The 26,893-nt window shown below is 63.3% G+C and carries 28 protein-coding genes; 12 read left to right on the top strand and 16 right to left on the bottom strand.

The window, feature by feature from the left end:
• Position 1: 1 nt before the first annotated feature.
• Positions 2–3,895 carry a phosphoribosylformylglycinamidine synthase gene (purL, locus tag BM046_RS00720; RefSeq protein WP_090536848.1) on the bottom strand — a complete coding sequence of 1,298 codons (3,894 nt, stop codon included), beginning with the start codon at positions 3,893–3,895 and terminating at the stop codon, positions 2–4.
• Positions 3,896–4,068: 173 nt separating this feature from the next.
• On the opposite strand from purL, the gene mltF reads away from it, so the two are divergent.
• Positions 4,069–5,508: a membrane-bound lytic murein transglycosylase MltF gene (gene mltF / locus BM046_RS00715; RefSeq protein ID WP_090536001.1), complete on the top strand. Its 1,440-nt coding sequence runs from the start codon at positions 4,069–4,071 to the stop codon at positions 5,506–5,508.
• A 2-nt stretch (positions 5,509–5,510) separates the two neighbouring features.
• Here mltF and tadA read toward each other — a convergent pair whose 3' ends face one another.
• The 5 genes from tadA to BM046_RS00690 form a co-directional block, all read right to left on the bottom strand.
• Positions 5,511–5,966, bottom strand: a complete 456-nt coding sequence (tadA, locus tag BM046_RS00710) for a tRNA adenosine(34) deaminase TadA (protein ID WP_407920426.1) — start codon at positions 5,964–5,966, stop codon at positions 5,511–5,513.
• Between the two features lie 96 nt (positions 5,967–6,062).
• Positions 6,063–7,967, bottom strand: a complete 1,905-nt coding sequence (cysN, locus tag BM046_RS00705; protein ID WP_090535999.1) for a sulfate adenylyltransferase subunit CysN — start codon at positions 7,965–7,967, stop codon at positions 6,063–6,065.
• Between the two features lie 108 nt (positions 7,968–8,075).
• Positions 8,076–8,417 carry a four helix bundle protein gene (locus tag BM046_RS00700; RefSeq protein WP_090536844.1) on the bottom strand — a complete coding sequence of 114 codons (342 nt, stop codon included), beginning with the start codon at positions 8,415–8,417 and terminating at the stop codon, positions 8,076–8,078.
• Positions 8,418–8,498: 81 nt separating this feature from the next.
• The gene (gene cysD / locus BM046_RS00695) at positions 8,499–9,404 is read right to left on the bottom strand and encodes a sulfate adenylyltransferase subunit CysD (protein WP_090535998.1); all 906 of its coding nucleotides are present in this window, start codon (positions 9,402–9,404) and stop codon (positions 8,499–8,501) included.
• A gap of 141 nt (positions 9,405–9,545) precedes the next feature.
• The gene (locus BM046_RS00690; RefSeq protein ID WP_090535996.1) at positions 9,546–10,307 is read right to left on the bottom strand and encodes a Nif3-like dinuclear metal center hexameric protein; all 762 of its coding nucleotides are present in this window, start codon (positions 10,305–10,307) and stop codon (positions 9,546–9,548) included.
• Positions 10,308–10,442: 135 nt separating this feature from the next.
• On the opposite strand from BM046_RS00690, the gene BM046_RS00685 reads away from it, so the two are divergent.
• Positions 10,443–11,582: a S1C family serine protease gene (locus tag BM046_RS00685; RefSeq protein WP_090535993.1), complete on the top strand. Its 1,140-nt coding sequence runs from the start codon at positions 10,443–10,445 to the stop codon at positions 11,580–11,582.
• A gap of 17 nt (positions 11,583–11,599) precedes the next feature.
• Here the strand turns inward: BM046_RS00685 and hisC are convergent, their stop codons facing one another.
• From hisC to BM046_RS00635, 10 genes are all read right to left on the bottom strand, one after another.
• Entirely contained in the window at positions 11,600–12,661 is a 1,062-nt protein-coding gene (gene hisC, locus BM046_RS00680; protein WP_090535991.1) for a histidinol-phosphate transaminase, read from the bottom strand.
• 109 nt (positions 12,662–12,770) lie between these two features.
• On the bottom strand, positions 12,771–14,081 hold the full coding sequence (hisD, locus tag BM046_RS00675) for a histidinol dehydrogenase (protein ID WP_090535989.1): 1,311 nt from the start codon (positions 14,079–14,081) through the stop codon (positions 12,771–12,773).
• A gap of 36 nt (positions 14,082–14,117) precedes the next feature.
• Positions 14,118–14,759 carry an ATP phosphoribosyltransferase gene (hisG, locus tag BM046_RS00670; protein ID WP_090535988.1) on the bottom strand — a complete coding sequence of 214 codons (642 nt, stop codon included), beginning with the start codon at positions 14,757–14,759 and terminating at the stop codon, positions 14,118–14,120.
• A 10-nt stretch (positions 14,760–14,769) separates the two neighbouring features.
• Entirely contained in the window at positions 14,770–16,035 is a 1,266-nt protein-coding gene (gene murA, locus BM046_RS00665; protein WP_090535986.1) for a UDP-N-acetylglucosamine 1-carboxyvinyltransferase, read from the bottom strand.
• Positions 16,036–16,058: 23 nt separating this feature from the next.
• Entirely contained in the window at positions 16,059–16,298 is a 240-nt protein-coding gene (locus tag BM046_RS00660; protein ID WP_090535984.1) for a BolA family protein, read from the bottom strand.
• On the bottom strand, positions 16,285–16,629 hold the full coding sequence (locus BM046_RS00655) for an STAS domain-containing protein (protein ID WP_235818531.1): 345 nt from the start codon (positions 16,627–16,629) through the stop codon (positions 16,285–16,287). The genes BM046_RS00660 and BM046_RS00655 overlap by 14 nt, the downstream gene beginning before the upstream one ends.
• Entirely contained in the window at positions 16,626–17,273 is a 648-nt protein-coding gene (locus BM046_RS00650; RefSeq protein ID WP_090535982.1) for an MlaC/ttg2D family ABC transporter substrate-binding protein, read from the bottom strand. Before BM046_RS00650 ends, BM046_RS00655 begins: the two co-directional genes overlap by 4 nt.
• A gap of 12 nt (positions 17,274–17,285) precedes the next feature.
• Complete coding sequence (gene mlaD, locus BM046_RS00645) at positions 17,286–17,750, bottom strand: outer membrane lipid asymmetry maintenance protein MlaD (protein ID WP_090535980.1); 465 nt, start codon at positions 17,748–17,750, stop codon at positions 17,286–17,288.
• Positions 17,751–17,768: 18 nt separating this feature from the next.
• Positions 17,769–18,551 carry a lipid asymmetry maintenance ABC transporter permease subunit MlaE gene (gene mlaE, locus BM046_RS00640; protein ID WP_090535978.1) on the bottom strand — a complete coding sequence of 261 codons (783 nt, stop codon included), beginning with the start codon at positions 18,549–18,551 and terminating at the stop codon, positions 17,769–17,771.
• Positions 18,548–19,366, bottom strand: a complete 819-nt coding sequence (locus BM046_RS00635) for an ATP-binding cassette domain-containing protein (protein ID WP_090535976.1) — start codon at positions 19,364–19,366, stop codon at positions 18,548–18,550. The genes mlaE and BM046_RS00635 overlap by 4 nt, the downstream gene beginning before the upstream one ends.
• A 592-nt stretch (positions 19,367–19,958) precedes the next feature.
• Here BM046_RS00635 and BM046_RS00630 point away from each other — a divergent pair.
• The 10 genes from BM046_RS00630 (at position 19,959) to BM046_RS00585 (ending at position 26,859) form a co-directional block, all read left to right on the top strand.
• Positions 19,959–20,930, top strand: coding sequence for a KpsF/GutQ family sugar-phosphate isomerase (locus BM046_RS00630; RefSeq protein ID WP_090535974.1), 972 nt, complete (start codon positions 19,959–19,961; stop codon positions 20,928–20,930).
• Positions 20,927–21,457 (top strand): KdsC family phosphatase, encoded by a 531-nt coding sequence (locus BM046_RS00625; RefSeq protein WP_090535973.1) that lies wholly within the window; start codon positions 20,927–20,929, stop codon positions 21,455–21,457. Before BM046_RS00630 ends, BM046_RS00625 begins: the two co-directional genes overlap by 4 nt.
• Complete coding sequence (gene lptC / locus BM046_RS00620) at positions 21,454–22,023, top strand: LPS export ABC transporter periplasmic protein LptC (RefSeq protein WP_235818530.1); 570 nt, start codon at positions 21,454–21,456, stop codon at positions 22,021–22,023. Before BM046_RS00625 ends, lptC begins: the two co-directional genes overlap by 4 nt.
• The gene (gene lptA / locus BM046_RS00615; protein ID WP_177197754.1) at positions 22,010–22,546 is read left to right on the top strand and encodes a lipopolysaccharide transport periplasmic protein LptA; all 537 of its coding nucleotides are present in this window, start codon (positions 22,010–22,012) and stop codon (positions 22,544–22,546) included. The genes lptC and lptA overlap by 14 nt, the downstream gene beginning before the upstream one ends.
• Positions 22,530–23,258, top strand: a complete 729-nt coding sequence (lptB, locus tag BM046_RS00610) for an LPS export ABC transporter ATP-binding protein (RefSeq protein ID WP_090535970.1) — start codon at positions 22,530–22,532, stop codon at positions 23,256–23,258. Before lptA ends, lptB begins: the two co-directional genes overlap by 17 nt.
• Before the next feature lie 81 nt (positions 23,259–23,339).
• Entirely contained in the window at positions 23,340–24,845 is a 1,506-nt protein-coding gene (locus tag BM046_RS00605) for an RNA polymerase factor sigma-54 (RefSeq protein WP_090535968.1), read from the top strand.
• Positions 24,846–24,940: 95 nt separating this feature from the next.
• A complete protein-coding gene (hpf, locus tag BM046_RS00600; protein WP_090535966.1) occupies positions 24,941–25,249 on the top strand; it encodes a ribosome hibernation-promoting factor, HPF/YfiA family in 309 nt (102 codons plus the stop codon).
• 19 nt (positions 25,250–25,268) lie between these two features.
• A complete protein-coding gene (ptsN, locus tag BM046_RS00595; protein WP_090535965.1) occupies positions 25,269–25,724 on the top strand; it encodes a PTS IIA-like nitrogen regulatory protein PtsN in 456 nt (151 codons plus the stop codon).
• A gap of 5 nt (positions 25,725–25,729) precedes the next feature.
• Positions 25,730–26,584 (top strand): RNase adapter RapZ, encoded by an 855-nt coding sequence (rapZ, locus tag BM046_RS00590; protein WP_090535963.1) that lies wholly within the window; start codon positions 25,730–25,732, stop codon positions 26,582–26,584.
• On the top strand, positions 26,581–26,859 hold the full coding sequence (locus BM046_RS00585) for an HPr family phosphocarrier protein (RefSeq protein ID WP_090535961.1): 279 nt from the start codon (positions 26,581–26,583) through the stop codon (positions 26,857–26,859). Before rapZ ends, BM046_RS00585 begins: the two co-directional genes overlap by 4 nt.
• The last annotated feature ends 34 nt before the right edge of the window (positions 26,860–26,893 follow it).

Here is a 26,893-nt window from a genome sequence, read left to right as displayed (position 1 = left end):
GTTAGCCTACCCAGACCCGTGCGTTGCGGAACATGCGCATCCAGGCGCCGTCTTCGCTCCAGTCGTCCGGGTACCAGGAGTTCTGGACTGCGCGGAAGACGCGTTCCGGGTGCGGCATCATGATGGTGACGCGGCCGTCGCGGGTGGTCAGGCCGGTGATGCCGCGGGGGGAGCCGTTGGGGTTGGCCGGGTAGCGGTCGGTCATGCGGCCGTGGTTGTCGACGAAGCGCAGGGCGACGCTGCTGCTGGCTTCGCAGGCGTCCACGGCGGTGCTGTCGGCAAACTCGGCATAGCCTTCGCCGTGGGCGATGGCGATCGGCATGCGGGAGCCGACCATGCCGCTGAGGAAGATCGACGGCGAGGGCTGGACCTCGACCATGGCGACCCGGGCTTCGAACTGCTCGGAGCGGTTGCGTACGAAGCGCGGCCAGTGTTCGCTGCCGGGGATCAGCTCGCGCAGGTTGGACAGCATCTGACAGCCGTTGCACACGCCCAGGGTGAAGGTGTCGGGGCGGGCAAAGAAGTCGCTGAAGGCCTGGCGGGCCTGTTCGTTGAACAGGATCGACTTGGCCCAGCCTTCGCCGGCGCCCAGCACGTCACCGTAGGAGAAGCCGCCACAGGCGACCAGACCACGGAAGTCGGCCAGATCGACGCGGCCACTGAGGATGTCGCTCATGTGCACGTCGATGGCGGTGAAGCCGGCGCGGGTGAAGGCTGCGGCCATTTCCACCTGACCGTTGACGCCCTGCTCGCGCAGGATCGCTACCGCCGGGCGCATGCCGGTGTTGATGAAGGGCGCGGCTACGTCCTCGTTGGGGTCGTAGCTGAGCATGGCGCGCAGGCCGGGGTTGTTGTCGTCGGCCAGGCGTTCGAATTCCTGGTCGGCGCATTCGGCGTTGTCGCGCAGACGCTGGATCTGCCAGCTGGTCTCGCTCCAGGCCTGCTGCCAGGCGGCGCGGGTGCCGCCGAGTACCTGCTCGCCATTGAAGTTGAAGCTCAGCACCTGCTCGGCGCGGGGCTGGCCGATGACCGCGCTGCAGTCACCCAGACCGGCGCTGCTCAGTTGCGCCAGCACGGCCTCGGTGTCGCTCTGACGCACCTGGATAACGGCGCCCAGCTCTTCGTTGAACAGCACCGGTGCCAGCTCGTCGGCGGCGTCGGCCAGTACGTCCAGATTGATGTCCAGACCACAGTGACCGGCAAAGGCCATTTCCGCCAGGGTGGCCAGCAGGCCACCGTCGGAGCGGTCGTGGTAGGCCAGCAGCAGGTCGTCCTGGTTCAGACCCTGGATCACGGCGAAGAAGGCCTTGAGGTCTTCGGCGTCGTCCAGGTCGGGGGCCTGCTGGCCGATGCGGTTATATACCTGCGCGAGTGCCGAGCCGCCCAGGCGGTTCTGGCCACGGCCCAGATCGATCAGGATCAGGTCGGTGTCGCCCTTGTCCAGACGCAGTTGCGGGGTCAGGGTGCGGCGCACGTCCTGTACCGGAGCAAAACCGGTGACGATCAGCGACAGCGGCGAGGTAACGCTCTTGTCCTGACCGTTGTCGTTCCAGCGGGTCTGCATGGACATGGAGTCCTTACCGACCGGGATGGTGATGCCCAGCTCGGGGCACAGCTCCATGCCCACGGCCTTGACGGTGTCGTACAGACGGGCGTCTTCACCGGGGTGGCCGGCTGCGGCCATCCAGTTGGCGGACAGGCGAATGTCGGACAGCTTGTCGATGCGCGCGGCAGCCAGGTTGGTTACCGTCTCGGCGACGGCCATGCGGCCGGAAGCCGGGGCGTCGAGCAGGGCCAGCGGGGTGCGCTCGCCCATGGCCATGGCTTCGCCGGTGTAGACGTCGAAGCTGCTGGCAGTAACGGCGCAGTCGGCAACCGGCACCTGCCAGGGGCCGACCAGCTGGTCGCGGGCTACCAGACCGGTAATGCTGCGGTCACCGATGGTGATCAGGAAGTTCTTGCTGGCCACGGCCGGCAGGCGCAGCACACGCAGTGCGGCTTCTTCCAGGGCAACGTCCCCGGTGAAGTCATCGCCCTGCTCCGCTTCGCGGGTCACGCTGCGGTGCATGCGCGGCGGCTTGCCGAGCAGGACCGACAGGGGCATGTCCACCGGCTGGTTGTCGAAGTGGCTGTCATTGAGAACCAGCATCTGCTCTTCGGTCGCTTCGCCGACCACGGCAAAGGGGCAACGCTCGCGCTCGCAGATGGCCTGGAAGCGCTCGAAGTCGGCGTTCGGCACAGCCAGTACGTAGCGTTCCTGGGATTCGTTGGACCAGATTTCCAACGGGCTCATGCCCGGCTCGTCATTGGGAATATTGCGCAGCTCGAAGATACCGCCACGGCCGCCGTCATTCACCAGCTCGGGGAAGGCGTTGGACAGGCCGCCGGCACCCACGTCGTGGATGAAGGCGATGGGGTTCTTCTCGCCCAGCTGCCAGCAGCGGTCGATGACCTCCTGACAGCGGCGCTCCATTTCCGGGTTTTCCCGCTGTACGGAGGCAAAGTCCAGGTCCTCGGCGCTGCTGCCGGTGGCCATGGAGGAGGCGGCACCACCGCCCAGACCGATCAGCATGGCCGGGCCGCCGAGTACGATCAGCTTGGCACCCACCGGGATTTCGGCCTTCTCGACGTGCTCGGCGCGGATGTTGCCCATGCCACCGGCGATCATGATCGGCTTGTGGTAGCCACGGATTTCCGGGCCGCGGGGCGATTGCACGGTCTGCTCGAAGGTACGGAAGTAGCCGGTCAGGTTGGGACGGCCGAACTCGTTGTTGAATGCGGCACCGCCCAGCGGGCCGTCGATCATGATCTGCAGCGGGGTAACGATACGACCCGGCTTGCCGTTGTCCTCTTCCCAGGGCTGCTCGAAGCCGGGGATGCGCAGGTTGGATACGGTAAAGCCGGTCAGACCGGCCTTGGGCTTGCCGCCACGACCGGTCGCACCCTCGTCGCGGATCTCGCCGCCGGAGCCGGTGGAGGCACCGGAGAACGGGGAGATGGCGGTCGGGTGGTTGTGGGTCTCGACCTTCATCAGGATGTGAACCGGCTCCTGATGGGCACGGTATTCACCGGTGCCCGGCTCGGGGAAGAAGCGACCGGCAACAAAGCCCTCGATGACCGCGGCGTTGTCCTTGTACGCGGACAGCACACCTTCGCTGTGCATCTGGTAGGTGTTCTTGATCATGCCGAACAGGCTCTTCTCCTGAGCCTCGCCGTCGATGTCCCAGCTGGCGTTGAAGATCTTGTGCCGGCAGTGTTCGGAGTTGGCCTGGGCGAACATCATCAGTTCGACGTCGCTGGGGTTGCGGCCCAGTCCCTGGAAGCTTTCCACCAGGTAGTCGATCTCGTCATCGGCCAGGGCCAGGCCCAGTTCGACGTTGGCCTGCTCCAGCGCGGCCTTGCCGCCACCGAGGATGTCCACCCGGTTGAAGGGCTTGGGCTCGGTGTGGTGGAACAGTTGTGCGGCGGCCTCGACGCTGTCCAGTGCCTGCTCGGTCATGCGGTCGTGCAGCAGCGCCCTGACCTGCTGCAAGTCGTCGCTGCTCAGCTCGCCGGTAACGTAATAGGCGATACCCCGCTCAAGGCGGTCGATCATGCGCAGGCCGCAGTTGTGGGCGATGTCCGTGGCCTTGCTCGACCAGGGCGAGATGGTGCCGAAGCGCGGCACTACCAGCACCAGACTGCCATTGGGCTCTTCCACCGCTACCGAGGGGCCATACTTGAGCAGCCGGTCCAGCACCGCCTGATCCTGCTCGGTCAGCTCACCGGTCAGGTCGGCAAAATGCATGAATTCAGCGTACACAGCTCTCACGCCGGGAACCTGCTGTTGCAGACGTGCCAGCAGCTTGTTGCGCCGGAAATCGGAAAGGACTGGGGCTCCACGCAGTATATGCATGTCGGTATCGGCCTCGGGATTCGGGAAGTGGAAAAAAGAAAGGCGCATAGGATACCTCAGGTTGCGCGCCGGAGCCATCTTGCCCGGCGAGCGGCATGACCGGCTGCCCAGAGGTAGCGCCCTGCAACACCACCGCTCTATTGCCCCTGTGCGGATTTACATATACTGAGGCCATGTCTCGCCACCCACGCAATCATCTCGCTGCCCCCGCCCTGGCCCTGTTGTGCTCGGTATTTCTGGTGGCCTGCGAGCAGCCCAATCGTCTCGAGCAGCTGCGCGAGGATGGCACCCTGCGCGTGTTGACCCGCAATACGCCGACTACCTATTACCAGGGTCGCCATGGGGACACCGGGCTGGAGTACGAGCTGAGCAAGCGCTTTGCCGACAGCCTGAATCTGGAGCTGGAGATGATTACCAGCCCGACGCTGGATGATCTGTACCATCAGCTGGTGCGCGAGCGCGGGCCGCACATCGCCGCCGCCGGCCTGACCGCCAACCCCAACCGCGCCGGTCAGGTACAGTTTTCCGAGCCCTATCTGCAGGTTACCCCGCAGGTCATCTACCGGCGCGGCGAGCGCCAGCCCAAAGGCCTCGAGGATCTCTACGACAAGCGCATCACGGTACTCAAGGGCAGCGCCCTGGCCGATCAGCTGCGCGAGCTGCAGGCCGAGCATCCGCAGCTGGTGTTCGAGGAATCCGACACCCTGGAGACCGTCGACCTGTTGCGTCTGGTCAATGACGGCGAAATCGACTTCACCGTGGTCTATTCCAATGAACTGCTGGTCAACCAGGCCTTCTATCCGGCGCTGCATGTGGGCTTCGACCTCGGCCCGGCGCAGCCCATGGCCTGGGCACTGGCTGGCGGCGAGGACGAGAGCCTGCTGCAGGAAGTGAACCGCTTCTTCGACAGCATCCGCGAAGACGGCACCCTGGACCAGTTGCTGGAACGCTTCTACGGTCATGCCGACGTGCTGGACTATGTCGGCGCCCGCGCCTTCGCCCGCCACATGCAGCAGCGGCTGCCGCGCTTCGAGCAACTGTTCCGCCAGTCAGCGGACCAGCACGGCATGGACTGGCGCCTGCTGGCGGCCATGGCCTATCAGGAATCGCTGTGGGACCCGGATGCCCGCTCCCCCACCGGGGTGCGCGGCCTGATGATGCTGACCCTGCCCACCGCCAAGTTCGTCGGCGTGACCAACCGGGTGGACCCGGCGCAGAGCATCGCCGGCGGTGCCCGCTATCTGGTGTGGGTACGCGACCAGCTGTCCACCGATATTCCCGAACCCGACCGCACCTGGTTCGCCCTGGCGGCGTATAACGTGGGGCTGGGGCATCTGGATGATGCACGCATTCTCACCCGCAACAACGGTCGCGACCCGGACCGCTGGATCGATGTGAAGGACCACCTGCCGCTGCTGTCGAAGAAACAGTGGTACAGCCAGACCCGCTACGGCTATGCCCGGGGCGGCGAGCCGGTGAACTATGTGCAGAACATCCGCCGCTATTACGAAATCCTCACCTGGGTAACCCAACCCCAGGGCGAAACCCCGCAGATGCCCGATGGCAAGTATCACGCGCCGGGGATTCTGGAGCAGTTGCCGCAGGGGATTTGAGTCTATCTGCGCGCCCGGAAAAACTCCGTAAGCATCGCCCCACACTCCTCCGCCAGCACCCCACCCTCGACCTGCACCCTGTGGTTCAGCCAGGGCTGTTCCAGTACCTGGCTGCGGCTGACGACGGCACCGGAGCGGGGTTCGCTGGCGCCGAACACCAGGCGGGTGATGCGGCTGTGTACCAGCAGGCCGGAGCACATGGTGCAGGGTTCGAGGGTGACGTAGAGGGTGGTGCCGGGCAGGCGGTAGTTCTGTTCGCTCTGGGCGGCTTCGCGCAGGGCGACCATTTCGGCGTGAGCGCTGGGGTCGTGGCTGCTGATGGGGCGATTGAAGCCGCGGGCGATGATCTGACCGTCACGCACCAGAACGGCGCCCACGGGCACCTCGCCCAGTTCCGCGCCCTTGCGCGCTTCGGCGATGGCTTCACGCATGAAGTCGATATCAGCAGGTTTCATCAGGGGAGTGCTCCGGTGCCGCCTTGATCAGTCAATGGCGGCACAGGATACACAATTGCGCGGCAATGTGGCGGGCATTGCTGCCCGCCGGCAGGAGGATCAGATGATGGAACGCTCGCGCAGCAGCTCCAGTACCTTGTCCACACAGTCCACCAGATCCAGCTCGGCGGTGTTGAGCACCAGATCCGCGTCCTGGGGTACCTCGTAGGGGTAGGACACGCCCGGGATGGTGCCTTCCTCGTTGGCCGCGTACAGGCCGGAGGGATCGCGCTTCTGGCAGACTTCCAGCGGTGCATCCAGGTACACCATCAGGCAGCGGTCACCGAGAATATGCCGGGCCTGGGCGCGGCTTTCCTCGGTTGGTGCGGTGAAGGCGCCGATGGCGATCAGGCCGGCATGGTTAAGCTGCCGGGCCACCCGCGCGCCCTTGTGCAGGTTCTCAGCACGGCCGGCGGCGTCACGGCCGATGCCCTTGCTCAGATCCTGACGCAGCACCTTGCCGTCCAGCACATAGCAGGCACGGCCGCGGTCGAACAGGCGACGCTCCACGGCATAGGCCAGGGTGCTCTTGCCGGCGCCGGACAGGCCGGTGAACAGCAGGGTGACCGGCTCCTGACCGAAGCGCTCGGCGCGCTCGGCGGGGCTGACGTGGGCAAATTCATCCGGTGTGCCCGCCGTGCCGGCAGCGTTCTGCCCCTCGGCGACGATCATGCCGGCGCCGACCGTGGCATTGGTCAGGCGGTCGATGACAATGAAGGCGCCGGTGGTGCGGTTGGCGCGGTAGTCGTCAAAGGCAATCGGCTGCTCGAGTGACACTTCTACCCGGGCAATCTCGTTCAGCTCCAGCTCGGAGGCGCTCAGCTTCTCCAGAGTATTCACATCCTGGCGGTAGAGGATGCGACTGAAGGAGCCCGGGGTGTAGCTGGTGGCGCGCTTGATGTCGTACTTGCGGCCTGGCTGCATCGGCTGCTCGGACATCCACACCAGGCTGGCCTGGAACTGGTCGGCGATGCGCGGGCGGTTGTCCACGTGGGTGAGCATGTCACCACGGGAAATGTCGATCTCGTCTTCCAGGGTCAGGGTCACGGCCTGGCCGGCGCCGGCCACTTCCAGCTCGCCGTCGAAGGTGACGATGGACTTGACCCGGCTGGTCTTGCCCGAGGGCAGCACCACCAGCTCATCACCCTTGTTCACCACGCCGGAGGCGATGGTGCCGGCAAAGCCGCGGAAGTTCAGGTTCGGACGGGTGACCAGCTGCACCGGGAAGCGCAGGTCGGTGGGGTCACGGTCGGCGGCGATTTCCACGGTCTCGAGGATATCCATCAGCGCCGGGCCCTGATACCAGGGGGACCGCTCGCTGCGGTTGACCACGTTGTCGCCCTTCAGCGCCGAGATCGGCACGAAATGGATGCTGCTGTCGGCCAGGGTTTCCAGCCCCTTGGCAAACTCGCTGTAGTCCGCGCAGATGCGGTCGAATACCTGCTGATCGAAGTCCAGCAGGTCCATCTTGTTCACCGCCACGACGATGTGCTTGATGCCCAGCAGCGAGGCGATGAAGCTGTGCCGACGGGTCTGGCTCTGCACGCCGTAGCGGGCGTCGATCAGGATGATCGCCAGGTCACAGGTGGAGGCACCGGTGGCCATGTTGCGGGTGTACTGCTCGTGGCCGGGGGTGTCGGCGATGATGAACTTGCGCTTGGCCGTGGAGAAATAGCGGTAGGCCACGTCGATGGTGATGCCCTGCTCGCGCTCGGCCTGCAGGCCGTCGACCAGCAGCGCCAGATCCACTTCCTCACCGGTGGTGCCGACCTTCTTCGAGTCGCGGGTGATGGCCTCCATGTGATCTTCGTAGATCATCTTGGAGTCGTGCAGCAGACGCCCGATCAAGGTGCTCTTGCCATCGTCGACGTTGCCACAGGTCAGAAAACGCAGCAGTTCCTTGCGCTCATGCTGGCCCAGATAGGCCAGGATATCCTGGCTGATCAGATCAGATTGGTGACTCATTTCGCTAAGCTCCAAGCTGCAAGCTTCAAGCGACAAGCCAAAAGTCGCAAGGACAAGCCAAAAGCTGAAAACGCTTGGGCTTACCACTTGCAGCCTGAAGCCTGAAGCTTACTTGCTGACTCTTTTAATGAGGCCGGCGAGCATCATGGAAAGCTCCCGGGCTTCTGTAATCCAGCGATCTGCAAGGGCGGCATCGAGATAGCCGATTTCCTTGCCAATCAGTAATTGTGTTCTCAACTCGGCGCAGGAGCCCTTGGCAACATTGAGAAAGTAAGCCTTCTCTGCATCGGAAGAGCGCTCCATCCCTTCGGCGATATTGCTCGGCACCGACAACCCCGAACGGGTCAGCTGGTTCCGAAAGCCGTAATCAAGGCAGCTCGACAGCCCCCGATACAACTCCACCGATAGATCCTTACTCCGCCGCCAAACCTCCAACCGCTCAAAATCCACGCCAACCTCCCTGTCAGCTCCAGGCATTTCCGCTTAAAGCTTACAGCTTGAAGCTTGCCGCTTACTTCCAGCCGCCCGCGGCTAGAAGTACCCCTGACGTTTCTTTTCTTCCATCGATCCCGCCTGATCGTGGTCGATCACGCGGCCCTGACGCTCGGAAGTACGGGTCAGCAGCATTTCCTGGATGATTTCCGGCAGGGTGGCGGCGGAGGATTCCACGGCGCCGGTCAGCGGGTAGCAGCCCAGGGTCCGGAAGCGCACCATCTTCATTTCCGGTACTTCGCCGGGGTTCAGCGGCATGCGCTCGTCGTCGACCATGATCAGCGTGCCGTCACGCTTGACCACCGGGCGTTCGGCGGCGAAGTACAGGGGTACGATCGGGATGCCTTCCAGATAGATGTATTGCCAGATGTCCAGCTCGGTCCAGTTGGACAGGGGGAATACGCGGATGCTCTCGCCCTTGTGCACCTTGCCGTTGTAGATGTTCCACAGTTCAGGGCGCTGGTTCTTCGGGTCCCAGCGATGGTGCTTGTCACGGAAGGAGTAGACCCGCTCCTTGGCGCGGGATTTTTCCTCGTCGCGGCGGGCACCACCGAAGGCAGCATCGAAGCCGTACTTGTCCAGCGCCTGCTTCAGGCCCTGGGTTTTCATCACGTCGGTATGGATCGCGCTGCCGTGGGTAAAGGGACCGATGCCCTGCTCCACTCCTTCCGGGTTGATATGCACCAGCAGGTCCAGATCCATCTCCTTGACCATGCGCTCGCGGAAGCTATACATCTCGCGGAATTTCCAGCCGGTGTCCACATGCAGCACCGGGAATGGCAGGCGGCCGGGATAGAAGGCCTTGCGTGCCAGATGCAGCATGACGGCGGAGTCCTTGCCGATGGAATACAGCATTACCGGGTTCTGGAACTCGGCGGCAACCTCACGGATGATGTGGATGCTTTCGGCTTCCAGCTGTTTCAGATGGGTCAGTTTTTCCAGCATGGGGTACTCACGATGAACTGAAGCGGCGAGAAATAGGCCGGCATTGTAGCAAAGGGCACCCCTTATAATAAGGCGCCCTTCAATACCTTTCGGTTATAAGCATATTCATCGGAGTCACAGCGTGCGGTTCCCCCGCCGCGCTCAGACCGGGTTATCGATATCGATGAACTGGTGTTCCAGGCCGAAATGCTCGGCCAGATGCTCGCCCAGCGCCTTGACCCCGTAGCGCTCGGTGGCGTGGTGCCCGGCAGCGTAGAAGTTGATTCCGCATTCGCGGGCGATATGGATGGTCGGCTCGGACACCTCGCCGGTAACAAAGGCATCGACTCCCAGTGCCACCGCTTTTTCGATATAGCCCTGGGCCGCGCCTGTGCACCAGGCAATGCGCTTGACCGGACGATCATGCCCGGCGATGAACATGGGCTCGCGATTCAGCCGGCTGCCGATCTGCTCGGCCAGTTCAGCACCACTGAGCTCTTCCACCAGCTCGCCCTGCAGTCCCACCGAGCGCGGATTCGCCGGCTCCAGACCACCGGTGATGCGCCAGCCCATCAGCTCGGCCAACTGGACGTTGTTGCCGAACTTGGCATGCACATCCAATGGCAGGTGGTAGGCGACCAGGTTGATGCCGTGTTCCAGCAGGGCGCGGATGCGACGTTGTTTCAGGCCGGTGATGGGAGCCGCCTCGCCACGCCAGAAGTAGCCATGATGCACCAGCAGCAGGTCCGCACCGGCTTCGGCGGCGGCGTCGATAAGTGCCTGACTGGCGGTGACGCCACTGACCACTCGACTGACCTCGCGACGCCCTTCCACCTGCAAACCATTCGGGCAGTAATCCTGAAAGGCAGCAGATTCGAGGAGATTGTTGCAGTAGGCCACAAGTTCGGAACAGGCTGTCATCATTTATCTACCTTATTGAAATAAAAGAGATTTATCAGTTTGCGGAGTCGTTCTCGTTGGATTTACCACACATTAACCCGAATGTCCCTATAATGGCGAAGCACTGCCTTTTCGGCAGGTCTTGAGAAGGTACTCTACTTGAAAGCTTTTCTGCGCGATTTAGGCTGGCCTGCGGTCTGCGGGCTGCTGTTGGCGTTGCTGCTGGTTCAGCAGTTTCCCCAGCTTGTGGGCCTGCCCGCTGCCAAATCCGGTGTGCCCGGCACTCCCGCCATAGTGGCACCGGTTGGCGTGGTGTCCTATGGGGACGCCGTGAGCCATGCTGCGCCCAGCGTGGCCAATATCTTTACCATCAAACAGATTCGAAACGGCGCCCGCAGTTCCGGTCTCAATGGTCAGATTCTCGGCGACTACGGCACCCCCATTCCCGAGCCCAGCCGCCGCCAGTCGAGCCTGGGCTCGGCAGTCATCCTGCGCGAGGACGGCTATCTGGTCACCAACCACCACGTGGTAGCCGGTGCCGACGGCATTCTGGTTGCCCTGCAGGACGGCCGCGAGGCCATGGCCGAACTCATCGGCACCGATCCTGAAACCGACATTGCCGTGCTCAAGATCAACCTGCCGGACCTGCCGGTGGCGACCCTGAGCCCGGCGGAACAATTGCGCACCGGGGATGTGGTCATGGCCATCGGCAACCCCTTCGGCCTGGGCCAGACCGTGACCAAGGGCATCATCAGCGCCATGGGTCGCAATCAGCTGGGTCTGAACACCTATGAAGACTTCATCCAGACCGATGCGGCCATCAACCAGGGCAACTCCGGGGGGGCACTGATCGATGCCTATGGTCGCGTGATCGGCATCAACACCGCGATCTTCTCCCAGTCCGGCGGCTCACAGGGGATAGGTTTTGCCATCCCAGCCCCACTGGCGGTAAACGTGATGGAGCAGATCATCCGCCAGGGCCGGGTCATCCGCGGCTGGCTGGGGGTCGAGGTGCAACCGCTGACCGATGAGCTGGCCGAATCCTTCAACCTGGTTCAGGCCAAGGGCATCGTGGTCTCGGGACTCTACCGCAACGGTCCGGCCTGGACTGCGGGCCTGCGCCCCGGTGACGTCATTCTCACCATCAATGGCGAGCCGGCAATCTCGGGGCGTCAGGCGATGAACATGGTGGCACGTGCCCGACCCGGGGACACAGTTACCCTGGAAGTGCTGCGCGACGGCCAACCCATGACTTTCTCCGCCGAGGTCAGCGTGCGGCCGACCTTCAGCGGCTCCTGAGTCTGCCGCGCTGCAGGTCAGCCCTGCAGCAGTGCGTCCAGCGCGTCGAGCAGCGCCTGATTCTGCTGCGGCGTGCCCACGGTGATGCGCAGGTGCTGTTCGATGCGCGGCTGGCGGAAGTGGCGCACTATCACCCTTCTCTCGCGCAGGCTCGCCGCCAGCTCACCGGCGTCGCGCTCTGGGTGGCGCGCCAGTACGAAGTTGGCCGCTGACGGCAGCACCTCGAAGCCACGCTCGGCCAGCGCTGCACTCAGCTGCTCGCGAGTGTCGATGACGGCGTTGCAGCACTTCTCGAACCAGGCCTGGTCCTCGAAGGCGGCAACGGCGCCGGCGATGGCCAACCGATCCAGCGGATAGGAGTTGAAGCTGTTCTTGATCCGCTCCAGCCCCTCGATCAGATCCGCATGCCCTACCGCGAAGCCGACCCGCAGGCCGGCCAGGGAGCGGGATTTGGACAGGGTCTGGGTAACCAGCAGGTTCGGGTAGCTATCCACCAGGGCGATGGCGCTCTCGCCGCCGAAATCCACATAGGCTTCATCCACCACCACGACCGAGTCCGGGTTGGCTTTGAGGATCTGCTCGATACCGTCCAGCGGCAGCAGAATGCCGGTGGGCGCATTGGGGTTGGGGAAGATGATGCCGCCGTTCTCGCCCTGATAGTCATCCACGCGCATGCGGAAGTTTTCATCCAGTGGCAGCGCCCTGGCCTCGATACCGTAGAGGTTGCAGTACACCGGATAGAAGCTGTAGCTGATGTCCGGCATCAGCACCGGCTTGCCGTGCTGGAACAGGCCGTTGAACAGGTGGGCGAGGACCTCGTCGGAGCCATTGCCGACAAACACCTGACTGCTGGCCACACCGTGGTAATCGGCAATGGCCTGCTTCAGGTCATCGGCATTGGGCGCGGGATACAGACGCAGGCTGTCATCCAGCTGGGCACGGATGGCCTCGATCACCTTCGGCGACGGACCGTAGGGGTTCTCGTTGGTGTTCAGCTTGACCAGGTTGTCCAGCTTGGGCTGCTCGCCCGGCACATAGGGCACCAGATCCTTGACGAAGGGACTCCAGAAACGGCTCACGTGTTGCTCCTTCGGAGCAGCTCCAATCTGTCAGCTGCTCCAGCGATAATTTGGTTTAACTTACAGCTTGAAGCTTGTTGCTTACAGCTTGCGCCTTGCGGCTTGAAGCTTACTGCTTGATTCTGTATTCGGCGCTGCGTGCGTGGGCGGTGAGGCTTTCGCCGCGGGCCAGCACGGAGGCGGTTCTGGCCAGCTCGGAGGCCCCTGCCGGCGAGCAGAAGATCACCGAGGAGCGCTTCTGGAAGTCGTACACGCCCAGCGGTGAGGAGAACCGCGCGGTGCCGGAGGTGGGCAGCACGTGGTTCGGACCGGCACAGTAGTCGCCCAGCGCTTCCGGGGTGTAGCGGCCCATGAAGATCGCGCCGGCGTGACGGATCTTCGGCAGCATGGCGTCAGGGTCGGCTACGGACAGCTCCAGGTGCTCCGGTGCGATGCGGTTGGCGACCTCGCAGGCCTGGTCCAAGCTGTCGACCTTGATCAGCGCGCCGCGGTTCTCGATGGAGACGCGGACCATGTCGCTGCGCTCCAGCGTACCCAGCAGTCTGTTCAGGCTGGCTTCCACCGCGTCCAGGTATTCGGCGTCCGGGCACAGCAGGATGGATTGGGCGTCCTCGTCGTGTTCGGCCTGGGAGAACAGATCCATGGCGATCCAGTCCGGGTCGGTCTGGCCGTCACAGATCACCAGAATCTCCGAGGGACCGGCAATCATGTCGATGCCGACCTGACCGAAGACCGCACGCTTGGCGGTGGCCACGTAGATGTTGCCCGGGCCGACGATCTTGTCCACCCGGGGCACGGTCTCGGTGCCGTAGGCCAGCGCGGCCACGGCCTGGGCGCCACCGATGGTGAATACCCGGTCGACACCGGCCAGGCAGGCAGCGGCCAGCACCAGTTCATTGATCTCACCGCGGGGCGTGGGCACGACCATGACCACCTCGGGCACGCCGGCGACCTTGGCCGGGATGGCGTTCATCAGCACCGAGGAGGGATAGGAGGCCTTGCCGCCGGGCACGTAGAGGCCCACCCGATCCAGCGGGGTGACCTGCTGGCCGAGCACGGTGCCATCGGCTTCGGTGTAACGCCAGGAATCCTGCCGCTGGTGTTCGTGGTACAGGCGCACCCGCTCGGCGGCCACTTCCAGCGCCTGGCGCTGTTCGGCGGTGATGCGCTCCAGCGCCTGTTCCAGGCGGGCACGGTCCAGGGTCAGGGCGGCCATATCGGCCACATCCAGCCCGTCAAAGCGGGCGGTGTACTCGACCACTGCCGCATCACCACGCTGGCGGACCGCCGCGATGATCTCGTCGACGCGCTCGTTCACCGCCTTGTCGGACACACCTTCCCACGCCAGCAGACCATCGAGGTGATGGTTGAAATCGGCCTGGTTGGTGTCCAGACGGGTGATTTTCAACGGCGTGCTCATGGTGCGTTCCTCACAGAGATATTCAGGGTGGTGCGTTCAGCTGGCCCGACGCTCGACGGCCTCGGCCAGCAGGTTGATCAGTGCCTGGATGCGGGCGTGCTTGAGCTTCATGGAGGCCTTGTTGACGATCAGACGGGAACTGATCTCGGCGATCAGCTCCTGGGGCTCCAGGCCATTGGCGCGCAGGGTATTGCCGGTATCCACCACGTCGATGATCTTGTCCGCCAGCCCCACCAGCGGCGCCAGCTCCATGGAACCGTAGAGCTTGATCAGCTCGACCTGGCGACCCTGGGCGGCATAATAGCGGCGCGCGACATTGACGAACTTGGTCGCCACCCGCAGCCGGCCCTTGGGCTCGGGGGTATTCACCGGCCCGGCAGTCATCAGCTTGCAGTTGGCAATTTTCAGGTCCAGCGGCTCGTACAGCCCCTGGCTGCCGTATTCCATGAGCACGTCCTTGCCGGCCACGCCCAGGTCCGCCGCCCCCTGCTCCACGTAGGTGGGCACATCGGTGGCCCGCACGATCAGCAGGCGCACGTCCGGATCGGTCGTACCGAAGATCAGCTTGCGGCTCTTGTTCAGATCCTCCACCGGCTCGATGCCGGCCAGCTTCAGCAGCGGCAGGGTGTCATCCAGGATGCGGCCCTTGGACAGGGCAATGGTCAGGCTGTTACTCATGTGTCTTCTCTCAGGCGGAAACGCGGCGGATGCTGGCACCCAGCATCTGCAGCTTTTCCTCGATGCATTCGTAACCGCGATCAATGTGGTAGATGCGGTCGACCAGGGTATCGCCATCGGCCCAGAGGCCGGCGATCACCAGGCTGGCGGAGGCCCGCAGGTCGGTCGCCATGACCGGAGCACCCTTGAGCCGGTCAACACCGGTAACGATGGCGGTGTTGCCCTCGACCTGGATCTGGGCACCCATGCGGCGCATTTCCTGCACGTGCATGAAACGGTTCTCGAACACCGTCTCGATCACGGTGCCGGTACCCTCGGCCACCGCATTCATGGCCATGAACTGGGCCTGCATGTCGGTGGGGAATGCCGGATAGGGCGCGGTACGCAGGTTGACCGCCTTCGGGCGATTGCCCTTCATGTCCAGACTGACCCAGTTCTTGCCGGTGTCGATATGGGCGCCGGCTTCTTCCAGCTTGAGCAGTACCGCTTCGAGGGTGCTGGGATCGGTGTCCTTCATGCGCACCCGGCCGCGGGTGACCGCGCCGGCCACCAGGAAGGTGCCGGTTTCAATCCGGTCGGGCATCACCGAGTAACGGGCGCCGTGCAGGCGCTTGACGCCCTCGATGGTGATGGTATCGGTGCCGTGGCCCTGGATCTGCGCGCCCATGGCGATCAGGCACTCGGCCAGATCCACCACTTCGGGCTCACGGGCGGCGTTGGAGATGACGGTCTGCCCCTTGGCCAGGGTAGCCGCCATCATGATGTTCTCGGTGCCGGTAACGCTGATGGTGTCGAAGGAATAGTGCGCACCACGCAGGCCACCTTCCGGCGCCCGGGCCTTGATGTAGCCCCCGTCGACGGTGATTTCCGCCCCCATGGCCTCCAGACCGCGGATGTGCAGGTCCACCGGCCGCGAGCCGATGGCGCAACCGCCCGGCAGGGCTACCTCGGCATAGCCGAAATGAGCCACCATGGGGCCCAGAACCAGAATGGACGCACGCATGGTCTTGACCAGCTCGTAGGGCGCCACCAGGGTGGTGATGCTGGTCGGGTTGATCTCGATATTCAGTTTGTCACCCACCACCGGCTGCACACCCATGCGACCGAAGAGTTCGATCATGGTGGTGATGTCGTGCAGGTGCGGCAGGTTGGCAATGGTGACGGCGTCATCGGCCAGCAGGGTAGCGGCGAGAATCGGCAGTGCGGAGTTCTTCGCTCCGGAAATGCGAATCTCTCCATCCAGGCGGTTACCGCCGGTGATCATCAATTTGTCCATACGATTCTCTTGTTCAGGCTCGCTCAGGTGCGATCGGCCCAGGCGTCGCGGGTAAAGAATTTCATCGTGACCGCGTGGATGCGGCCATCGGCAATGGGCTCGTTGAGCAGAGCATAGATCTGCTGCTGGCGCTTGACCGGGGACAGGGCGGCAAGTTCGTCGCTGATCAGGATCAGCTGGAAGTTGCAGCCTTCGCCAGCCACCTCCACCTGAACCCCGGGCAGTTGCTGCTCGATCAGATCTTTCACTTCATGGGGTTGCATGGGGTGTCTCCTTCAAATCCAGCGGCTCGACGCTCAGCTGCTGCAGCCAGTTGTCGAGTCCGCATACGCGGGCCATGCTCAGCATGCCCGAGGGCAGACCTGCGGCGCGCAGGTCGACCTTGTGTTCATCCGCACTGCGCGCGGCGCACAGCAGCAGGGACAGGCCCACGCTGTTGCTGCGGCTGACCGCGGAAAGATCCAGGGTCAGCGCCTGCCCGGCACAGCCGGCAATGAGCGCCGTCAGCTGCTCGCGCAGGGCGCCGGCACTGGCAAAATCCAGATCCCCGGCCAGCCGCAGGCACTGCCCGTCACGCTGAACGCTGGCGCTCACTCGTTGACCTCTTTCTCTACCGCTTCACGGGATTCAGCCACCACGCTGCCCCAGTTGTCGATCACGGCATCCAGGTTGTTGCGGTGGGTCTGCATGGCCTGGGCGAACTGGTCGCGGAACAGCAGTCCGATGTTGATACCTTCAACGATCACGTTGCGCACCTTCCACTGACCATCGATGTTGGCCATGGTGTAGGTCACCGGGTAGACGTTGCCGCTGTTGGAGCGCACTTCCATGTTCACGCTGGCACGCTCCTCGGTCTGCTGGGCGCCACGCGCCGGGGGCAGTACGGTGATGCTGCCGCCGTCGAACTCGAGCAGAGCATTGCCGTAGAACTCGACCATGCTGCGCTTGAAGGTCTCGATGAAGCGGTCCATCTGCTCGGGGGTGGCGCTGCGGCTGTAACGCACGGTCATCACGCTGCGGGCGATGCCCTGGAAGTCCACCACCGGCTCCATGATCTCGTTCAGGCCGTTGTAGAAGGCGTCTGCGTCCTGCTTGTACAGCTCGCGGTTGGCATTGAGGGTCTCCATGACCCGCACCGAGGTGTCCTCGACAACCTGATGAGGGGTCTGGGCTGCGGCCTGGGCCAGCAGCGGTGCACTGATCAGCAGAGCCAGCGCCCAAGTCATGAATCTACGCATGTTGTACTCCCGTTAATCGTCTTTGCTGACGGTGTTGAGCAGGAAGCGACCGATCAGCTCTTCCAGCACCAGTGCCGATTGGGTGTCGACGATCTCGTCGCCATCGCCCAGCACCAGATCATCCCCGCCGACGGAGATGCCGATGTATTTTTCCCCCAGCAGACCTGCGGTCACGATGGAGGCCGTGCTGTCCGCCGGCAGGGTGTCCACATCGGAGTTGATCGCCATTTCCACCAGACCGGTATACCGGTTCTTGTCAAAGGTGATGCGCTTGACCTGGCCAATGGTCACACCGGCCATGGTCACCTTGGACCGGGAGGTCAGACCGGACACGTTGTCGAAGTGGGCATAGACGGTATAGGTATCGCCATTGGTACTCAGGGTCAGGCCACTGACCCGCAGCGCCAGTATCAGCAGCGCGAGCAAACCAGCCAGGATGAACAGGCCAACGGTCAATTCCAGTGTACGGGTGCGCATGGTTAATTCCTTGGCAGATCAAAACATCAATGCGGTAAGTATGAAGTCCAGGCCGAGCACGGCCAGGGACGCATAGACAACGGTGCGGGTGGTGGCCCGGCTGATACCTTCGGAAGTGGGTTCACAGTCATAGCCCTGGAACACCGCAATCCAGGTAACTACCGCGGCGAACACCACCGCCTTGATCAGGCCGTTGAGCACATCAGCGCCGAACTGCACCGAGTTCTGCATGTTGGCCCAGTAGGAGCCGGAGTAGACACCCAGCCAGTCCACCGCCACCATGGCGCCGCCCCAGATGCCGACCACACAGAAGATCAGCGCCAGCAGCGGCATGGCAATGAAGCCGGCCCACAGGCGCGGGGCAATGATGTACTTGAGCGGGTCGACGCCGATCATCTCCAGGCTCGACAACTGCTCGGTGGCCTTCATCAGGCCGATCTCGGCAGTCAGGGCGGAACCGGCGCGACCGGCAAACAGCAGCGCGGTGACCACTGGCCCCAGCTCGCGCAGCAGCGTCAGGGCAACCATCTGGCCGACCGCCTGCTCCGAGCCGTAATCCTTGAGGATGTTGTAGCCCTGCAGCGCCAGCACCATGCCGATGAAGATGCCGGAGACAATGATGATCGCCAGTGACAGCACGCCCAGGGCGTACAGCTGCTTGACCAGCAGGGAGAAGCCGTTGCCGTAACGCGAGCGGCCAGCCAGCGCCTGGAACAGGAATATGCCGGAGCGCCCGATCGCCGCGATCACATCCAGGCCGATACGACCCAGGGAGGCGACCCGATCCACAACACCGTTCATCGTCTGCGCTCCTTCTGCAGCAGGTCATCCACATAATCCGGCGCCGGGAAATGGAAAGGCACCGGACCGTCCGGCTCGCCCTGCATGAACTGCCGGATGCGCGGGTTATCCGAATTCATCAGATCATCGGGCCTGCCGTGACCGAGCACCTGGCCGTCACCGACCACATAGAGATAGTCGGCAATGCTGGCGGTTTCCGCCAGGTCGTGGGACACCACTATGCTGGTCAGCCCCAGCGCATCGTTGAGCAGACGGATCAGGCGCACCAGCACACCCATGGAAATCGGGTCCTGACCGACGAAGGGCTCGTCGTACATCATCAGCTCCGGGTCCAGGGCGATTGCCCGGGCCAGGGCCACGCGCCGCTTCATGCCACCGGACAGCTCATCGGGCATCAGCTCGATGGCGCCACGCAGTCCCACGGCCTGCAGCTTGAGCAGCACGATGTCGCGGATCATGTCTTCCGGCAGCTTGGTGTGTACCCGCAGCGGGAAGGCCACGTTCTCGAACACGTTCAGATCGGTGAACAGGGCACCGCTCTGGAACAGCATGCCCATGTGCTGCCGTGCACTGAAGAGCTCTTCACGGCCCAGCTCGGGGATATTCTGGCCGTTGACCAGAATCCGGCCGTTTTCCGGACGCAGTTGGGCACCGATCAGGCGCAGTAAGGTGGTCTTGCCACAGCCGGACGGGCCCATGATGCCGGTGATCTTGCCCCGGGGTATGCGGATATCAACGTTGTTGAAGATCACCCGCTCGCCGCGACGAAAGGTCACTTGCTGCAAATCGACGATGAAGTCATCTGTTTCGAGCATGTTTATAGGTAGCCTTACCTGTTGGCCGGCAGGACGACGGAAAAAGTGAACGCGCTAATATATCAGTTCTCCCGATGAGGTTCGAGCATCAGCGTCGAGACCTTGCTGGAGGAAGTTTTGTCGGCGGGCATCCGCGCCGCACCCGTCGCATCCGGGGAGAGGTTGACCGGCTTTATTGTAGGAGCACCGCCTCGGTGCGAACCGGGCAGGCACCCTTCGCACCCGGGGCGGGTGCTCCTACCGAGGGAGAGAGGTTGGCCGGCTTTTTTGTAGGAGCACCGCCTCGGTGCGAACCGGCACGCAACCATTCGCACCCGGGGCGGGTGCTCCTACCGGGGGAGAGGGGTTGGGCGGCTTTGTTGTAGGAGCACCCCCCGGTGCGAACCGGCACGCAACCATTCGCACCCGGGGCGGGTGCTCCTACGGGGATGAGGGCTGGCGCGTCCGGGGTGTAGCGCACCCGCGCTACGCCTGCAGCCCGGGAGGGACGAGCACCAGCTCGTCCACTCGCCAACCCGACACACGCCAGTGATGAGTTGAGCGATACATGGCGCTATACTTGCCCGCTTGACTGCCAGAGAAATCAGGAACCATGCCCGAATTCGACTACACCCGCTCCGCCCGCCGCACCATCGCCATGGAACGCGACGCCGTCGACAGCCTGCTGAACCGGCTGGAAGGCGACTTCGACCGCGCCTGTGCAACGCTGATCCAGTGTCCGGGGCGTATCGTGGTGACGGGTATGGGCAAGTCCGGCCATATCGGCCGCAAGATCGCCGCCACCCTGGCCAGCACTGGCTCTCCGGCGTTCTTCGTGCATCCGGGCGAAGCCAGCCACGGCGACATGGGCATGATCACCGCCCAGGACGTGGTCATCGCCCTGTCCAACTCCGGCAACACCGCCGAGGTGGTCACCCTGCTGCCGCTGATCAAGCGCTTGGGCATCCCGCTGATCAGCATCACCGGCAACCCCGACTCCACCCTGGCCCGCGCCGCCGTCGCCAACCTCGATACCGGCGTCGAGCAGGAGGCCTGCCCGCTGAACCTGGCCCCCACCTCCAGCACCACCACCGCACTGGTGATGGGTGATGCGCTGGCCATCGCTCTGCTCGAGGCCCGCGGTTTCAGTGCCGAGGACTTCGCCTTCTCGCACCCTGGCGGCAGCCTCGGTCGACGCCTGCTGTTGCTGGTAGACGACATCATGCACAGTGGCGAGCAAATGCCGCTGGTGACACCGCAGACACCGCTGCGCGACGCCCTGCTGGAAATGACCCGCAAGGGCCTGGGCCTGACCGGCGTGACCGACGGCGCCGGCAAGCTCATCGGCATCTTCACTGACGGCGACCTGCGCCGCACCCTGGATCAGGACATCGATATCCGCAATGCGCACATCGAGCAGGTCATGACCCGGGGCTGCAAGACCATAGGCCAGGGCATGCTCGCCGCCGAGGCGCTGAAGATCATGGAGGACAGCAAGATCAGCGGCCTTTTCGTGATCGACGACCAGGGCCTGCCGGTCGGCGCCCTGAACATGCATGACCTGCTGCGCGCGGGGGTAGTATGACAACCGAAATGACCCTGCTGGAACGGGCCCGCAACATCCGCCTGGCAATCTTCGACGTCGACGGCGTGCTGACCGACGGCCGGCTGTACTTCATGCCCGACGGCACCGAATTCAAATCCTTCAACACCCTGGACGGTCACGGCATCAAGATGCTGATCGCCTCCGGCGTGCAGACCGCGATCATCAGCGGCCGCAACTCGCCGCTGGTCGAGCGCCGGGCCGCCAACCTGGGTATCCAGCACCTGATCCAGGGTCGCGAGGACAAGCTCACCGCGCTGGCCGAGCTGCGTGAGAAAGTGCCGGTGGAACTGGATGAGATCGCCTTCCTCGGCGATGACCTCCCGGACCTGCCGGTGATCCGCCGGGTGGGTCTGGGCATGGCCGTGGCCAGCGCCGATGATTTCGTGCGCCAGCACGCCCACGGCGTCACCCTGAAGGCCGGCGGCGCCGGTGCCGCAAGGGAGTTCTGCGAGCTGATCATGCGCGCCCAGGGCACTCTGGACGCCGCCCAGGCGGAGTATCTGTGAAGATCCCGCGCTATCTGACAACCGGCACCCTGCTGATTCTGGTGGTGGTGCTGGCGCTGGCCGTGGGTTACTGGAACATCCGTCCCGAAGGCTTTGCGCCCCAGCAGGTGCAGGCGCCGCTGCAGCCGGACTTCTTCATGGACAACCCGCGCATCCGCCAGCTCAACGAGCAGGGCCAGCCGGTGTACGAGCTGACCAGTGACAAGGCCACCCATCAGGTCAACAGCGACATCACCGAGCTCGACGAACCCCGCCTTCAGTACTACCGTGAGGGCGAGCAGACCCCCTGGCAGCTGCGCGCACGCTATGGCGAGGTAACCTCCCAGGGTGACCAGGTGCTGCTGAGCCAGAACGTCATCATCGAGCAGCAGCTCGACCCCCGCACCACCCGTCGCCTGTCGACCCCGGAGCTGACCGTTTTCCCCAGCCGGGACTACGCCGAAACCGATCAGGCAGTCAGAATCGAAGCCGGCGGCGTCACCACCGCCACCGGCATGAAGGCTTATTTCAATGACGGCCGCATAGAGCTGCTGTCCAACGTACGAGGCGAACATGAGGCGCATTAGAGTTCTGTTTCTTGCCCTGCTGACCGGCATCGCGGCCCCTGCGGTCGCACAGTCGAGCGACTCCAGCCAGCCGATCCGCATCCAGGCCGACAGCGCCACACTGGATGACCGCAAGAATGTCGCCATCTACACCGGCAACGTGATCATCACCCAGGGCAGCATGCGTCTGACCGGTGCCCGGGTCACCCTGACCCTGGACAATGCCGGGGAAGTGCAGAAGCTGGTGTCCAACGGCTCCCCGGCAACCTTCCGCCAGACCCCCGCCGGTGGCAAGCAGGTGGATGCCCGCGCCCAGACCATCGAATACCATGCCGACACCGAGCGGGTGGTGCTGATCCAGAATGCCTTCCTCGAGCAGGCCGGCAACACCTTCCAGGGGCAGCGGGTCAACTACGACATCCAGCGTCAGGTCGTGGACGCCGGGCGCGCCATCGCCGAGGAAGGTGATTCGGCCGAGCGTATCGAGATTGTCATCCAGCCCCGTAAACGTACCGAGCCGGTGAGCAATGACGACGAAACTTGAAGCCCGCCATCTGGCCAAGTCCTACAAATCCCGCCGCGTGGTCGAGGATGTCTCGCTGCAGATCAACAGTGGCGAAGTGGTCGGTCTGCTCGGTCCCAACGGCGCCGGCAAGACTACCTGCTTCTACATGATCGTCGGCCTCGTCCGGGCCGACCGCGGCAATATCCTGATCAACGGCCAGGATGTCACCCATCTCCCCATGCACGGGCGGGCACGGGGCGGCATCGGCTATCTGCCGCAGGAAGCCTCGATCTTCCGCAAGCTCAGCGTGGCCGACAACATCATGGCCATCCTGCAGACGCGCAAGGACCTCAACCAGAAGGGCCGCGAGGGCAAGCTGGATTCGCTGCTGCGTGAATTCCATATCCACCATCTGCGTGACAGCCTGGGGATGAGCCTGTCCGGTGGCGAGCGTCGACGGGCCGAGATTGCCCGGGCGCTGGCCACAGATCCGCAATTCATCCTGCTGGACGAGCCCTTTGCCGGGGTGGACCCGATATCGGTGAACGATATCAAGCAGATCATCGAGCATCTCAAGGACAAGGGCATCGGTGTGCTGATCACCGACCATAACGTGCGCGAGACGCTGGATATCTGCGACAAGGCCTACATAGTCAATGACGGCCACATCATCGCCGAGGGTGACGCCGAAACCGTACTGGCCAACCAAACGGTGCGCGATGTATATCTGGGCCATGCCTTCCGTCTGTAAAAGCCGGTGGATTTCGGGCATGCTAAGGAGGATTTCTTTTATTCCTCAATGGTTTGAGCACACAAGGTAGTCCGCAGAAGCATGAAACCAACGCTTGTCCTGAAGATGGGCCAGCAGCTGACCATGACCCCTCAGCTGCAGCAGGCTATCCGCTTACTTCAGCTGTCCAGTCTGGATCTCCAGCAGGAGGTGCAGGAGGCGCTGGAAGCCAATCCCATGCTGGAGATGGCCGACGACGGCGATGATGATTTCACTGCAAGTGCCAGCGAGACCGCCAGCAATGGCAACGGTGATGAGGACATCACCGCCACTGCCCTGCCCGAGCCCGTCACCCTGGAAGCCCTCGACCACAGCCATGGCGAGGAGGAAGGCAACTGGAACGAGCAGATCCCCAGCGAACTGTCGGTGGACACGAACTGGGAGGACATCTACCAGACCTCGGCCAGCTCCCTGCCCAGCAACAACGATGACGACTGGGATTTCACCTCGCGCACCAGCAGCGGCGAAACCCTGCAGAGCCACCTGGAATGGCAGGTCAACCTGCTGCCCCTGTCGGAAACCGATTACCAGATCGCCGTCGCCCTGATCGACGGCATCAATGCCGATGGCTACCTGGAAGAGACCCTCGAGGATATCCAGGCCTCGCTGGACCCGGAGCTGGGTGTCGAGCTCGACGAGATCGAGATGGTCCTGCACCGCATCCAGCAGCTGGAACCGGTCGGCGTGGGTGCGCGCAACCTGAGCGAGTGCCTGCATCTGCAACTGTGCCAGCTGCCCGATGACACCCCCATGCTGGAGCAGGCCAAGCGCGTGGTGCGCGATTATCTGGAGCTGCTGGGCAGCCGCGACTTCGCCCAGCTGATGCGCCGCACCCGGCTCAAGGAAGATCAGCTGCGCCAGGTGATCGAACTCATCCAGTCGCTCAATCCCCGCCCCGGCGGCGAGATAGCCTCGGGCGACGCCGAATACGTGATTCCCGACGTGATCGTGCGCCGGGATCACAACAGCTGGATCGTCGAGCTGAACCAGGAGGCCGCCCCCCGCGTGCGGGTCAACACCCACTACGCCGCCCTGGTCAAGCGCGCCGACAGCAGCGAGGACAACACCTACCTGCGCAACCACCTGCAGGAGGCCCGCTGGTTCATCAAGAGCCTGCAGAGCCGCAACGAGACCCTGCTCAAGGTGGCAACCCAGATCGTCGAACATCAGCGCGGCTTCCTGGAACACGGCGAGGTGGCGATGAAGCCCCTGGTGCTGGCGGACATCGCCGAGGCGGTGGGCATGCACGAGTCCACCATCTCCCGGGTCACCACGCAGAAATACATGCATACCCCGCGGGGGATCTACGAACTCAAGTACTTCTTCTCCAGCCACGTCAGCGGTGACAGCGGCGAGGTTTCCTCCACCGCGATTCGCGCCCTGATCAAGAAGCTGGTGGCCGAAGAAAACCCCAAGAAACCATTGAGTGACAGCAAGATCGCTGGTTTACTTGAGGAACAAGGCATACAAGTGGCACGCCGGACCATCGCCAAATACCGCGAGTCGCTGAACATTGCATCCTCCAGCGAGCGCAAAAGGCTGGTCTGACCCGACCTGAGTCAAGGAACGCGAGAGAAGTAGGTGGCACCATGGGAATCAGCAGGATCGATTCCCGCTTCACAAAGCCGAACAGGAGAAGTGTTATGCAACTGAAAATTACCGGTCTCCAACTTGATGTAACCGATGCCCTGCGTGACTACGTGACCGAAAAGATGGCACGTCTGGAACGCCACTTCGACAAGATCATCAGCGCCCAGGTCACCCTCGAGGTAGACAAACTGCAACAGAAAGCCGAAGGTACCCTGCACGTGGCCGGAACCGACCTGGTTGCCGAAGCCGAACACACCGACATGTATGCCGCCATCGACCTGCTGGTCGACCGTCTTGACCGACAGCTGATCAAGCACAAGGAAAAGAACATCGGTCGACAGCAGGGAGTCAACGACCGATAAGAACACAAGCCGACACAACATGCTGATAAAACAGATCCTGTCCCCCGAACTCACCTTTGCCAGTGTCGACGGGGGCTCCAAGAAGCGTGTGCTGGAGCTGATCGGCAATCTGATTGCCCAGCACACCCCACTGGATGCCGATGCCATATATGAAAGCCTGCTGGCCCGGGAAAAACTCGGTTCAACAGGCTTCGGCAACGGTATTGCCATTCCCCACTGCCGTCTGGAACAGTGCACCGAAGCCGTCGGCGCACTGCTCCAGCTGAGCAGCGAGATCGATTTCGACTCCCTGGACGGAGCGCCGGTCGATCTGATTTTCGTTCTTCTGGTACCGCACGAAGCGACCGAACAACACCTGCAGATTCTCAAGACCCTGGCTGAACGGCTGGATCAGGAAGAGTTGCGCGAAGCACTGCGCCGGGCACCGGATGCCCAGACTCTGTATCAGATCATGGTCAACGACAGCGGAGCCTGATCGCCGTGCGACTTGTGGTGGTCAGCGGCCGCTCCGGCTCGGGCAAGAGTACTGCCCTGCATCTGCTGGAAGACAACGGCTTCTATTGCATCGACAACCTGCCTGCCGGCCTGCTCCCCGAGCTGGCCCGCCAGGCCCAGAACACCGATCTGAGCCTGCCCAAGGTGGCCATCAGTATCGATGCACGCAACCTGCCCAGTGACCTGAAACGTTTCCCGGAATTGCTCAAGCAGGTCCGGGATGCGGGCATCACCTGCGATGTGCTGTTCCTGGCTGCTACCGACGAGGTGCTGATCAAGCGCTTTTCCGAGACCCGCCGCAAGCATCCGCTGACCGATGGCAACCTGTCACTGGGCGAGGCCATCGCCGCCGAGCTCAAGCTGCTGGAGCCGATCATCGATCTGGCCAGCCTGAAGATCGACACCAGCCACCTGACCCTCTATCAGCTGCGTGACCAGCTCAAGCATCGTCTGCTGAGCAGTCAGAACAACGGGCCCTCCATCCTCATCCAGTCCTTCGGCTTCAAACGCGGTGTGCCGGTGGATGCGGACCTGGTGTTCGATGTGCGCTGCCTGCCCAACCCCTACTGGAAGCCCGATCTGCGCCCCTTCTGTGGCAAGGACGAACCCATTCGCGACTATCTGGAAGCCCAGCCCGATGTGCAGGAGATGTATCAGGACATCTTCCAGTTCCTGCACAAGTGGCTGCCCCGCTACGCCGCCGGCGAGCGCAGCTATATGAGCATCGCCATTGGCTGTACCGGTGGACATCACCGTTCGGTTTACATCGCCGAACGGCTGGTGCAGGATCTGAGCGACAATTTCTCCAACCTGCTGATCCGCCACCGCGACCTGCCATGACCCAGATTACCCAGCGCGTCCAGATCATCAACAAGCTGGGGCTGCACGCCCGTGCTGCCGCCAAGTTCGTCAATGTTGCCAAGCGGCATAACTGCAGCGTGCGCATCGGCGGCTCGGAACAGCAGATGGTGGATGGCACCAACATCATGCAGGTCATGATGCTGGCCGCCAGCAAGGGCACCGAAGTGTGCATTACCTGCGACGGAGAGCAGGCCGAGCAGGCCATGGCCGACCTGGTAGGGCTGATCAACAACTACTTCGAAGAAGGCGAGTAACGGGGGCAGCTCACCCGCGCTACGCCTGCCGACG

Origin of the sequence: Halopseudomonas formosensis (assembly GCF_900115905.1) — a bacterium.
GTDB classification, from domain to species: domain Bacteria; phylum Pseudomonadota; class Gammaproteobacteria; order Pseudomonadales; family Pseudomonadaceae; genus Halopseudomonas; species Halopseudomonas formosensis.
The sequence above is the reverse complement of the archived record's forward strand: the minus strand, read 5'-3'. Positions and strand labels throughout refer to the sequence as shown.

Excerpts from the sequence above, each read along its gene's own strand:
- purL (WP_090536848.1), bottom strand. The coding sequence starts at position 3,895 with ATGCATATACTGCGTGGAGCCCCAGTCCTTTCCGATTTCCGGCGCAAC.
- mltF (WP_090536001.1), top strand. The coding sequence starts at position 4,069 with ATGTCTCGCCACCCACGCAATCATCTCGCTGCCCCCGCCCTGGCCCTG.
- cysN (WP_090535999.1), bottom strand. The coding sequence starts at position 7,967 with ATGAGTCACCAATCTGATCTGATCAGCCAGGATATCCTGGCCTATCTG.
- cysD (WP_090535998.1), bottom strand. The coding sequence starts at position 9,404 with ATGCTGGAAAAACTGACCCATCTGAAACAGCTGGAAGCCGAAAGCATC.
- BM046_RS00690 (WP_090535996.1), bottom strand. The coding sequence starts at position 10,307 with ATGATGACAGCCTGTTCCGAACTTGTGGCCTACTGCAACAATCTCCTC.
- hisD (WP_090535989.1), bottom strand. The coding sequence starts at position 14,081 with ATGAGCACGCCGTTGAAAATCACCCGTCTGGACACCAACCAGGCCGAT.
- hisG (WP_090535988.1), bottom strand. The coding sequence starts at position 14,759 with ATGAGTAACAGCCTGACCATTGCCCTGTCCAAGGGCCGCATCCTGGAT.
- murA (WP_090535986.1), bottom strand. The coding sequence starts at position 16,035 with ATGGACAAATTGATGATCACCGGCGGTAACCGCCTGGATGGAGAGATT.
- BM046_RS00660 (WP_090535984.1), bottom strand. The coding sequence starts at position 16,298 with ATGCAACCCCATGAAGTGAAAGATCTGATCGAGCAGCAACTGCCCGGG.
- BM046_RS00650 (WP_090535982.1), bottom strand. The coding sequence starts at position 17,273 with ATGCGTAGATTCATGACTTGGGCGCTGGCTCTGCTGATCAGTGCACCG.
- mlaD (WP_090535980.1), bottom strand. The coding sequence starts at position 17,750 with ATGCGCACCCGTACACTGGAATTGACCGTTGGCCTGTTCATCCTGGCT.
- mlaE (WP_090535978.1), bottom strand. The coding sequence starts at position 18,551 with ATGAACGGTGTTGTGGATCGGGTCGCCTCCCTGGGTCGTATCGGCCTG.
- BM046_RS00635 (WP_090535976.1), bottom strand. The coding sequence starts at position 19,366 with ATGCTCGAAACAGATGACTTCATCGTCGATTTGCAGCAAGTGACCTTT.
- BM046_RS00630 (WP_090535974.1), top strand. The coding sequence starts at position 19,959 with ATGCCCGAATTCGACTACACCCGCTCCGCCCGCCGCACCATCGCCATG.
- BM046_RS00625 (WP_090535973.1), top strand. The coding sequence starts at position 20,927 with ATGACAACCGAAATGACCCTGCTGGAACGGGCCCGCAACATCCGCCTG.
- lptA (WP_177197754.1), top strand. The coding sequence starts at position 22,010 with ATGAGGCGCATTAGAGTTCTGTTTCTTGCCCTGCTGACCGGCATCGCG.
- lptB (WP_090535970.1), top strand. The coding sequence starts at position 22,530 with ATGACGACGAAACTTGAAGCCCGCCATCTGGCCAAGTCCTACAAATCC.
- BM046_RS00605 (WP_090535968.1), top strand. The coding sequence starts at position 23,340 with ATGAAACCAACGCTTGTCCTGAAGATGGGCCAGCAGCTGACCATGACC.
- hpf (WP_090535966.1), top strand. The coding sequence starts at position 24,941 with ATGCAACTGAAAATTACCGGTCTCCAACTTGATGTAACCGATGCCCTG.
- ptsN (WP_090535965.1), top strand. The coding sequence starts at position 25,269 with ATGCTGATAAAACAGATCCTGTCCCCCGAACTCACCTTTGCCAGTGTC.
- BM046_RS00585 (WP_090535961.1), top strand. The coding sequence starts at position 26,581 with ATGACCCAGATTACCCAGCGCGTCCAGATCATCAACAAGCTGGGGCTG.